The organism is Microcoleus sp. B3-D7 (assembly GCF_036705305.1).
GTDB lineage: Bacteria > Cyanobacteriota > Cyanobacteriia > Cyanobacteriales > Microcoleaceae > Microcoleus.
The window spans coordinates 199,886-212,104 of record NZ_JAUBUE010000004.1 but is presented as its reverse complement, the minus strand read 5'-3'; the positions used below and the strand labels follow the sequence as shown (position 1 = coordinate 212,104).

The 12,219-nt window shown below is 47.4% G+C and carries 3 protein-coding genes; all 3 read left to right on the top strand.

The genetic code is table 11. The annotated features are described in order from the left end of the window. Nucleotides 1-1,281 precede the first annotated feature (1,281 nt). The gene (locus tag QUB25_RS05395; protein WP_333182282.1) at nt 1,282-9,522 is read left to right on the top strand and encodes a PAS domain S-box protein; all 8,241 of its coding nucleotides are present in this window, start codon (nt 1,282-1,284) and stop codon (nt 9,520-9,522) included. Between the two features lie 9 nt (nt 9,523-9,531). After that, entirely contained in the window at nt 9,532-10,608 is a 1,077-nt protein-coding gene (locus QUB25_RS05390) for a hybrid sensor histidine kinase/response regulator (protein WP_333182281.1), read from the top strand. Between the two features lie 185 nt (nt 10,609-10,793). Next, nucleotides 10,794-11,927, top strand: coding sequence for a hybrid sensor histidine kinase/response regulator (locus QUB25_RS05385; RefSeq protein ID WP_333182280.1), 1,134 nt, complete (start codon nt 10,794-10,796; stop codon nt 11,925-11,927). The last annotated feature ends 292 nt before the right edge of the window (nt 11,928-12,219 follow it).

Genomic DNA, 12,219 nt, shown 5'->3' with positions numbered 1-12,219 from the left:
TTTAATTTGGTGTAATGCAGATTCTTGGTTTCCTTTATGACTCTTCCTTTCTCGTTCGCAAATAAACAACCTTTTTTTTATGATTTTTTTAATCAGTTGTGACTTAATAGAATAGAACGCTCTTTTTATAGTTGTTCATCTAATAAAATACTGGGGTATGTAGGTAGTTTTTTTTGAGGCTTTCTTATAAAAGCTCTATTTTTTCTTCTTTTAACTTCTGTTTTAAAAAGCAGTCACAAAATTACAAAATCTTTTTCTTTAACAGTTTTTGCCATTTATGTAAAACCTATTTTCCTGTGGGTGGAGTCCAATTAATCCGCAGCAGCTATTTTTCCAACGTACCAGCCAGGTGCATTTAATCTAACTACAAGGGCGGGCGTACTTAAGTTTTTGTGTTCCATCCGCCGTTCTATATTGTCAGAGATTTTTGTCTTGCTTTTGAGTCAAAATACCCTTAATATAGCCCCCATATATTTAGTTTACTCAGTAGAAACATTCTCTGTAGTAACTTATATATTTAACACAGTTTTATTTGCTCACACCTACTTACTAAAACTCTATTTCAGTGTTGACATCGTTTTAGAGAATCGGTTATATTACCTTTCTTTTAATTTCCTACTTTATCAACAATAATTATAAAAAATTATTATGCTGGTCGTTCTTGTAGAAGAAGGTTTAATCTAGCTATATCAAGCCTTCTACTTTTCAAGTAATTCGCTTAGAAAATCCCCGGGTTTTTGTTTATTGCTTAATCCCACTACACGAGATATTGCTGGTAGTGTTTTACGCTTCATATCAGAAAAATCCTACATGAAAGTAATTAAACGCCTCACAATTTCTCACTTCGAGGGAGAGTGTTTTGTATGCTCTCTATAATTCACCGTAATCGTCAATCGTCAACAAATTTTATCTTTACGCCGAGTTCTCCGAGCTTCAACATAGTCGTAAAGGGTTTACGGCACTTTCTTGTTTTATTATTTCAGGAAAGTAATGAAACAGCGTTACTTTCTGTTTTTATTATCTCATGAAATTCATAAGAGAGCGTTACTTTCTGTTTTTATTATCTCATGAAATTCATAAGATATCGTTACCTTAGATTCGCCGAATTTCCCTAACTCATTTCATGCAGGAGCCAACAGTAAGTAAATATAATATTTAGAGAATGTCGTGCAGCTAAGTAACTCTTCTCATTACTATGGCTGACGCCAGGCTAGGTTATCAGCTCATGTGTTTAAGGCGAAGTGTTTAAAAAAATAATCAGCAATAAAACCCTATAAACTCATGTTCATGCGTACTACGGCTCTCACTGCAATAGAACTCAAGACTGCGATCGTCCGGGAACCCTTGGTGGTTTCGCCCGATACGACGGTGATGGATGCGATCGCCCAAATGAGCGGCGTGCGATCGCTCTGCAACACCCCTAGAACGGCGGATGGTCAACTCGACGACCTCCACCTAGAGGCGCGATCGAGCTGCGTGTTGGTAGTGGAAAACGAGCAATTGGTCGGCGTAGTGACCGAGCGAGATGTGGTGCGGCTGAGTGCTGGGCAGCGTTCCTTGGAGAATGTGGCGCTCCGGGAGGTGATGGCACACCCCGTCGTCACCCTCCGCGAGTCCGCCTTCACCGATTTATTTTTTGCGATTAACCTGCTCCAGCAGCACCAGATTCGCCATTTGCCCATCCTCGACGATCTCGATCGCCTAGTTGGCCTAGTGACTCACGAAAGTCTGCGGCAAACCTCTCGACCGATCGACCTGCTGCGGTTGCGTATCGTAGCAGAAGTGATGACCCGCGAAGTGATTTGTGCTGCGCCGGATTGTTCCCTACTGGCGATCGCCCAACTTATGGCAGAGCATCGCGTCAGTTCGGTGATGATCGTGCACCCAGGCGGAATCTCTACTGAACCGCTACAAATTCCAGTGGGGATTCTCACCGAGCGGGATATTGTGCAATTTCAGACATTGGGCTTGAACCTGGAAACCTGTCTAGCTGAGGCGGTGATGAGTACGCCGATTTTTAAGGTCAAGCCAGAGGAGCCGCTCTGGACTGTGCAGGAGATCATGGAGCAGCGATCGATCCGTCGGTTGGCGGTGACGGGGGAGCTAGGAGAACTATTAGGCATCGTCACCCAGACCAGTTTGCTGCAAGCCCTCAACCCGCTGGAGCTATACAAACTGGTCCAGAAGTGGGAACAGAAGGTGGTGCGCCTAGAGGCGGAAAAAGTGGCGCTGCTGGCAAATCGCAACCTTGAGCTCGAGCAGCAGGTGGAAGCTCGGACAGCCGCCCTCAAAGCAAAGGCCGATCGAGAGCAACTTCTCAATACCATTGCCGAGCAGATCCGCTCGTCCCTGAATTTGTCAGATATTCTGCATACTACGGTGCAGGAAATTCACTCGCTTCTGGGGTGCGATCGCGTCATCATTTACCAGTTTCGACCTGACTTTAGCGGCACAGTGATTGCGGAAGCGATTACTGACACGGGGCGATCGGTGCTCCATAGGGAAGCCCGCGATCCTTGCATGAACCCCGAATGGCTGGAACCCTATCGCCAGGGCAGAATTCGCGTCATCAACGACATCTACGGCGAAGCAATGACCCCGTGCCATCAGGAAATGTTAGTGGGGTTTGATATTCGCGCCAAGCTGATGGTGCCGATCGTGATTGAGGAACAACTGCGCGGATTAATGATCGCCAGTTATCGAGCCACTGCACACTCTTGGACGACTGACGAGATCGAACTCCTGCGACAAGTTTCTCTACAGGTGGCGATCGCCCTTGGGCAAGCCACGATCCAGCAAAAATTGCAGAATGAACTGGTAAAGCGACAGCGGATCGAAGCCACCCTGATCGAGAGCGAACAACGCTACGCCGCCCTTGCCGCTGCGGCTCCGGTGGGGATTTTTCGCACCGATGCCGAGGGGCTATGCACCTATGTCAACGATCGCTGCTTTCAGCTCAGCGGACTCAGACCAGGAGCCACTATCGCACAGGGATGGCAACAAGGAGTGCACCCCGACGATCGCGATTGGGTCATTGCCGAATGGAAGCAATTTATCCAAGGGAACCACTCTTTTGAACTCGAATATCGCTTTCAACGTCCCGACGGTACGGTAACGTGGGTTTATGGGCAGTGCGTCGCCGAACTCGATGCCAATGGACATCAGAGCGGCTATATAGGCACCATTACCGACATTAGCGATCGCAAACGAACTGAAGTCCGCCTGCAAGAAAGCGAAGAACGCTACGTCAGCCTAGTGGAAGCCGTACCAGTGGGGATTTTCCGCGCCGATGCTGCGGGCAAGTGCATCTATGTTAACGATTGGTGGTGTCTGATCAGCGGACTCACCCCAAGAACCGCCATCGGGGAAGGATGGCAACAAGGGCTACACCCCGACGATCGCGATTGGGTCATCGCCGAATGGGAGCAATCTATCCAAGAAAAGGGCTCTTTCCAACTCGAATATCGCTTTCAACATCCCGACGGTCTTGTGACTTGGGTATATGGGCAGTCCGTTCCCGAACTGGATGCAGACGGGCAAGTAGTCGGGTATGTAGGAACTACTACAGACATTAGCGATCGCAAACAAGCCGAACAACAACTCCAGGAACTCAACCAACAGCTAGAAACCAAAGTCGCAGAACGCACCCAAGAGCTTTCCCAAGTCAACAGCCTGCAACGCGCCATCCTCAATGGTACTGATTACTCCCTCATCTCCACTGACCTAACTGGCATCATCCAGACCTTTAATGCTGGAGCCGAAAGGATGCTGGGTTACAGTGCTCAAGAAATCATCGGCAAAGCCACCCCCGCACTCTTCCACGATGCAAAGGAGGTAATTGACCGGGCAGCATCACTATCTGCCCAACTAGGGCAAAATATTCCTCCCGGCTTTGAGGTTCTTGTTGCCAAAGCACGCCAAGGCTTGGTCAGCGAAGAAGAGTGGAGCTATATCCGCAAAGATGGTTGTCGATTTCCTATGTCGCTATCCATCACCGCCCTCAAGGATGTCAATCAGCAAATTATCGGCTTTTTAGGCATCGCCCAAGATATTAGCGAGCGCAAACGTGCAGAAGCGGAACTAAAGAAAGTATCGGATCGCCTCGCTTTGTCTCTCAAATCAGGGGCGATCGGCTGTTGGGACTTCGATATTGTACAGAACACCGTCTTTTGGGATGAGCGGATGTACCAACTGTACGGTGTCACAAAACAATCTGATTCCCCTGAGCCTTACGACATTTGGGCAAACCGGCTACATCCCGAAGACCGCACCGCCACCGAAACCTTGCTCCAGCAAGCCGTCTTAGGACAGGCAGAATTTAATACCGAATTTCGAGTGTTGCATCCCGATGGCAGCCTCCACTTTATTAAAACCTTTGGTATGGTCCTGCGAGATGCTCAAGGCAATCCCCAGAGCATGATTGGGGTCAACTTGGATATTAGCAGACGCAAACAGGCTGAACTCCAACGACAGCAGTTAATTCAAGAATTATCAGCCTTTAAACAGGCCTTGGATCAGTCTGCCATTGTGGTCATCACCGATCGCGAAGGGGTGATGACCTACGTCAACGATCGCTTCTGTTTAGTCTCTGGCTACTCCCGCGATGAACTGATCGGACAAACCCATCGCATTGTCAACTCTGGCTATCATCCCCCTGCTTTTTTCCAAGACTTGTGGCGCACCATTAACAGCGGTCAGATTTGGCGCGGTGAAATTTGCAATCGGGCAAAAAACGGTAGCCTGTATTGGGTTGCCACCACCATCGTCCCCTTTGTGGACGATGGTGGGCGACCTTTTCAGTATCTAGCCATTCGCTTCGACATTACCGATCGCAAGTTGGCCGAAGCAACGCTTCGGCAGGAAAATACTTTCCGTCAACAAATTGTAGAAAACATGGCAGAAGGGCTGTGCGTTTTCCATCAAGTTGAGGAGTTTCCCTTTGTCCGCTTCACAGTCTGGAATCAGCAAATGCAAGTGATTACGGGTTACACCTTAGAAGAAATTAACCGTCTGGGGTGGTATCAAACCTGGTACCCGAATCTAGAAGATCCAGAACAGGCGATCGTCAACTGTAAACAGATGGAGCCGATCGCTGTGGAAAGGGAAATCCAGCGTCAAGATGGACAGCGGCGCACTATCTCCATTTCCACTTCTGTCCTATCGGGTGATGATGGACATCTCTATTCGCTGGCTTTGATCCAAGACATTACCGATCGCCAACAGACAGAGCGAGAAAATCGCCTGTTGAAAGAACGCCTCGAATTTCTTCTGGCATCCAGTCCCGCGATGATCTATAGCTCTAAGCCCTATCGCGACTATGACTCAACCTTCATCAGCAAAAATATCGAAACTATTTTGGGCTACAAGCCAGAAGAAGTTGTATCGACCCCCAGCTTCTGGATTAACCATCTTCACCCAGAAGATGCCCCTAGAGTTTTGGCAGATCTATCGGCTCTCTTTGAGTACGACACTCATCAGCATGAATATCGATTTTTGCATCGCGATGGTTACTACGTTTGGATACGGGATGCAATGCGCCTGGTGCGAGATGAACAAGGTCGCCCAACCGAGATTGTTGGCTATTTTGCCGATATTAGCGATATCAAACAAACCCAAGAAACCCTAAAAATACAACTGGCGGCAATTGAGGCAGCGATCGAGGGCATTGCGATTCTCCAAGCAGATACCTACCTCTATTTGAATCAAGCCCATCTAGAATTGTTTGGCTACGAACATCCCCAAGAACTGCTGGGCAAAACCTGGCAACTTTTGTATTCCCCAGAGGAGTTAGAACGGTTTGAGCGGGAAGTCTTTCCGGTGCTGGGGTACGATCGCGCTTGGGAGGGAGAGGCGATCGCCGTCCGCAAAGATGGCTCTACCTTTGCCCAAGGGCTGTCCCTGACCCTCACAGACGATGGATTATTGATTTGTGTAGGCCGGGATATCAGCGATCGCAAACAGATCGAAGCCGAATTAGCAGAGAGTGAAGCTAAATTCCGGCGGCTGGTAGAAGGGGCTAATGATTTGATCTGGTCATGTGAACCCGATGGCATACTCACTTATGTGTCACCGCAATTCAAGACCATGTTTGGCTGGGACGAGAGTGCATGGATTGGTAAGTCGTTTATATATCTGGTGCATCCAGACGATCGCCCTTTGGTGGTTACGGGTTATCGGGAGAATATCAAATTTGGTAAAAAGTCAAGTGATTATGAGTTCCGACACCGCCACCGAGATGGCAATTATGTCTGGGTGAGAAGCAGCGCCACACCCGTTATAAATGCTGAAGGGGAATTGATTAGCATCCAGGGAATTTTATCGGATATCAGCGATCGCAAAGAAGCTGAACTCGCCAGGGAAAGCAGTGAAATGCGCTTCCGCCGGGTGTTTGATTCCTCTGTGAGCGGCATGATGTTTGCCGATTTTCAGGGGAACATTACCGAGGCCAACGATCGCTTCTTACAGATGGTTGGCTACACTCGGGAGGAACTAAATGCTGGGATGATTCATTGGCATGACATGACCCCCCCCGAATATCTCCCCGCTGATTTTTTAGCGCTCGAGCGCCTGACACAGGAGGGCGAGATCGAGTCCTTGGAAAAGGAATACTACCGTAAGGATGGCAGCCGGATTTCTGTCCTGCTCGGAGCCGCACTTCTTCCAGGCTCAGAGGATCAAACTATTTGTGTATTAGTAGACATCAGCGATCGCAAACAGGCGCAGAAAGCTTTGCAGGAATCTCAGCAGTTTCTGCAAACGGTACTCGATACCATCCCGCTCGCCGTGTTTTGGAAGAATCGAGAGTCGGTTTTTTTAGGATGCAATCAGCAGTTTGCCAAAACTCTAGGCTTGCCATCTACGACCGAAAGTATAGGTAAAAAAGATTTAGATATTTGCCAGGAAGAAGTCGAGGCGAACGAGTATTGTGCGATGGATCGGCGGTTAATGGAAACGGGTGAACCTATATTAGGAATCGAAGAAACGCTAACCCTACCCAATGGAAAACAAATATTTCTCGAAACCCACAAGGCTCCCCTGCGAGACTGCTCAGATAATGTTATTGGTCTGGTAGGCACGTTTCAGGATATCACCGATCGCAAAGAAGCCGAAGTGAGATTGCAACAACAAGCAAAACAGGAACGTTTGCTGGGAGCGATTACTCAACGGATGCGATCGTCTCTGCATCTCGACGAGATTCTCAATAGCACTGTTGAGGAAATCCATCAGGTATTGCAATCAGACCGAACGCTGGTTTATCGGGTTTTTCCTGAAGGAACCGGGGCTGCCATTGCTGAATCTGTTTCGCAAAATAGGCTTAAGCTCCTGGATATCCTCTTCCCAGAAGAGGTTTTCCCCGAAGACAACTACGAGCGCTATATCCAAGGAAGAGTTTATGCCCTAAACGATACCGAAGATGAAAACGAGTCAATCCTACCCTGCTTGGTTGAATTCCTCGCAGACATCGAGGTCAGAGCCAAACTCGTAGTTCCAATTATTCAGAATCAAACCCTCTGGGGGTTGCTGATTGTTCATCAATGCGATCGTCCGCGCCAATGGCAAGACTGGGAAATCAATTTACTTAAACAAATTGCTAACCAATTAGCGATCGCAATTCAGCAATCTTACCTCTACGAACAGGTACAATCAGAATTGGCTATCCGCAAGCAAACAGAAAATGCGATCGCTTTACAACTGCAACGGCAACGAACTTTGGGAGAAATCGCCCAGCAAATTCGCGAATCGTTGGATATTAACCAAATTTTGGCGACTGTGACACAGCAAGTCAAAGAAATCTTGCAAGGCGATCGCATCATCGTGTTCCGGGTATTTGGGGATGGCAGAAGTCAAATTGTTGAAGAAGCTGTCTCTAGCGAGTTCCCCGCGCTCAAAGACCATCACTGGGAGGACGAACTGTGGTCGCCAGAAATCCTCAACCGGTACTGGCAGGGCAAGCCCCGCATCGTCCCCGATGTAATGACCGATATCTGGACTGATTGCTTGGTGGAATACGCAAGCGTTGGTCAAATCCAGTCCAAAATCGTTGCACCTATCCTGCAAGAAGTCCGAAGCAGCGAAAGCCATAGATGGGTTGCCCCTGGGCAAACCAAGAAGCTGTGGGGGGTTTTAGTCGTCCATGCCTGTCGAGAACAACGGGTATGGCAAGAGTCTGAAGCGCAACTCCTGCAACAAATTGCCAACCAGTTGGCGATCGCAATTCAACAAGCTAGCCTATTTAAGCAGTTGCAGCAAGAACTCACCGAACGACAACAAGCCCAGCAGCAACTCACCGAGCGCAACCAACAACTGGGAGCCTCTAACGAAGAACTGGCCCGTGCTACCCGTCTCAAAGACGAATTCCTCGCCAACATGAGCCACGAACTCCGCACCCCCCTTAATGCCATTCAGGGCATGAGCGAGGGGCTACAAGAGCAAGTATTTGGCACCGTCAACGAACAACAAATCAAAGCTTTACAAACCATCGAGCGGAGTAGCTCTCACTTGCTAGAGTTAATCAACGACATTTTGGATGTCGCCAAAATTGAATCGGGTCAAATGGAACTCGATTGCACCCCAGTTTCAATCAATCATCTCTGTCAATCCAGTCTGGCATTTATCAAACAACAAGCCCTGCAAAAACGCATCCAGCTAGAGATTCAAATGCCACTCAATCTGCCCGACTTATTGATTGATGAACGGCGGATGCGCCAAGTCTTGATCAACCTGCTCAACAACGCTGTCAAATTCACTCCTAACGGAGGACGCATCACCCTAGAAGTCAGCGGTCAACAGCGCCGGGCAGACCCAGATTCTGCCGATTCCCCACCCCATTTTTTGGTCAAAGAGACTCTGCGAATTGCCGTCATCGATACAGGTATTGGTATTGCCCCAGAACATATCAACAAACTGTTTCAGCCCTTTATCCAAATCGATGGCGCCCTGAATCGTCAATATACAGGCACTGGCTTGGGGCTTGCCCTGGTGAAACGCATCGTCGAACTCCACGGCGGGCAGGTGGGACTCACCAGCACTGTGGGTGTAGGAAGTTGCTTCACGATCGAGCTTCCCTGCACTGGTTGTGCGCCCTCCTCTGTTGACCTGGAATCCCAAACAGAGCCCCGCATCGAACCCAGCCAGCCCGAACAGCAGGGAGGTTCTCCCTTAATCTTGCTGGCAGAAGACAACGAAGCCAATATCAGTACGGTTTCGAGTTACCTGAGAGCTAAAGGCTATCGCATTCTCTTGGCTAAGAATGGAGAGGAGGCGATCGCCCTGGCCAAGTCTGAAAACCCCAATCTAATTTTGATGGATATTCAAATGCCTGGTATGGATGGTCTAGAAGCTATGCAGCGTATTCGCTGCGATCCAAACTTAGTTGATCTGCCGATCATTGCCCTAACTGCCTTAGCCATGACGGGCGATCGCGATCGTTGTCTTGCCGCCGGAGCCAATGATTACCTCACCAAACCCGTCAAGCTGAAGCAATTGGCAAGCACTATTCAACAACTTTTAGCTTCTAAGTAAAGATAACCCGTGAACAGACCATCCGTTTTAATCATTGACGACGATCCCAATAATTTTGATGTAATTGAAACCCTCTTGAGCGACCAAGACTATCAATTGCATTACGCTGCCAGCGGGCAAGAAGCGATCGCATCCCTCGACATATTTAATCCCGATCTTATTTTGCTGGATGTGATGATGCCAGGAATAGATGGCATCGAAGTTTGTCGCCAAATCAAAGCCATGCCAAAATGGCAAGCCGTTCCCATCATGATGGTGACAGCATTAAACTCAAAATCAGACCTTGCCCATTGTCTGACTGCCGGCGCTGACGACTTCATTAGTAAACCTGTAAATGCTATTGAACTACGTGCCAGAGTTCACTGTATGCTGCGAATTAAGCACCAGTATGACGACCTGCAAAGCTTACTCAAATTGCGGGAAGATATGGTGAAAATGGTAGTCCACGATTTACGCAATCCCCTGGCTGGTATCTTGCTTGGCTTGGAACTCCTAAAAAGCGTAGAGTATCCTAGAGAAAAACTACAAACCCAACTGACTCGACTTTACTCTTCTGCACAAGCAATACAGCTATTAATTGATGATTTATTGCAAATTGCTTTACTAGAATCCGGTAAAACCCGTCTCAATTACACAGAGATTTATCTGTGCGATCTCGTAAAGTCTGCCATATCAAACTTTGAAGCTATCGCTGCTAAAAAAAATCAGTCGCTGGTCGCTCAATTACCAGGAAAAACCAGTAGGAAAGTCTCGGTTGATGCCACCATGATACACCGAACGCTGGATAATCTCCTCTCGAATGCTATTAAGTTTTCCCCAGCCAATAGTCAAATCATAGTGAATGTAGAATTCCTCACATCTGGCAATGCCAAAATCCAGGTTATAGACTTGGGGCCGGGTGTTCCTGATACATTGCGGCACAAGATTTTTGAGAAATACGAGATTGGAAATTTGATGTCAGATGTCTCTCAAATAGGGTTGGGTTTAGCTTTCTGCAAAATGGTCGTTGAGGCACATGGGGGCGAAATTGGTGTCAGAAGCAACCAACCACAAGGTGCCATTTTTGAAATCACTTTGGCAGCATAGCTGACGAGTATCACATGAACTCATATCGTTTCCGGTTGCATCGGAATAATAAAATCGAGTCAACAGTTAACACTCAACCATTCAGTTTTTCGACCCCCCCGTCTACAGTCAACAGTCAACAATCATTCCGGTGCAAGGGGAATTGATATCATAAAACTTTTTACATTATTGAAAGGGTGACAATTATGTCTCAATTCTCTCTCTTAATTGTGGATGATGAGCCGGATAACTTTGATGTGATTGAAACCCTGTTATCAGAGCAGGATTATCAATTGCATTACGCTGCCAGCGGGCAAGAAGCGATCGCATCCCTCGACCTATTTGATCCAGATATTATTTTGCTGGATGTGATGATGCCGGGAATAGACGGCATCGAGATTTGTCGGCAAATCAAAGCCATGTCAAAATGGCAAGCCGTTCCCATCATTATGGTGACAGCATTAAACTCAAAATCAGACCTTGCCAACTGTCTAGCTGCCGGAGCAGACGACTTCATCAGTAAACCTGTAAATGCTATTGAACTGCGTGCTCGCGTGCATTCAATGCTCAGAATCAAGCAACAGTATGATAATATCCAGAACTTATACCACATCCAAGAAAATACCATCAATCTCTTGGAAAGCACCCTCAATGAGCTGCGTGGCAACTTAGCTTCTACTCTATCCCACGAACTGAATACGCCCCTCAATGGCATCTTAGGCACGATCGCGTGGCTCAAGGACGAGCTCGAAGACATGGAGATCGCCCAAATCCGTGAGATCTTAGGCTGGGCACATGACTCTGCCCGTCGCCTAGAAACATTAACGAAAAAATTCCTGATTTATTTAGGATTAGAACTATCGGCAAGTCAACAGCACAAGATCGAATCTGCGCGGACTGAATTTTCAGCTTCCGCCATTGAAACCGAGTTGAAATACCAGGCTCAGAAGGTCAACCGTAGCAACGATCTGTTGTTCACTCTTGAGGAAGCGGAGATCGCTCTATCAGAGCGATATCTATCAACGATGCTCCATGAATTAATTGATAATGCCATGAAATTCTCCTCACCAGAGACAACCATTAAAGTTAGTAGTCAAGTCGTAGGGGAGATGCTGCATTTATCTGTACATGACTCGGGGCAGGGCATGACAGAGGAGCAAATTGCTAAAATTGGTGCCTTCATGCAGTTTGAGCGCAAGAAGTATGAGCAACAGGGCACCGGTATCGGCTTAAAAATTGTCCAGAAAATTGTCGAACTAGCAGGAGGAGATTTCTCAATTACCAGTATCTATCAAAAGGAAACAACGGTACATCTCACTCTGCCGATTGTCCGTAATTAGCAGGAGTTTTTATATGAAGTCCGGTGGCATGGTTATGGAGAATGAGAAGGAATAAATTTGCTTTGCATGGGAATGGCAACACATCAAAAAAGATGAACTAGCAGAATAAATATTTGACTCCGAATTAGAGCTTGCTGCTGCGCTAATTCATGGAATAGAAGCTAAATAAAAAACCGTACACAACCTTACACACCCTATTAAATTTAACTCGAATCACCCTACTTAATCTTTTGTTACATACTGGTGGCGAATTTTCCCACCGACTTACTAAGTTCTCGTGCAAGCTACAATT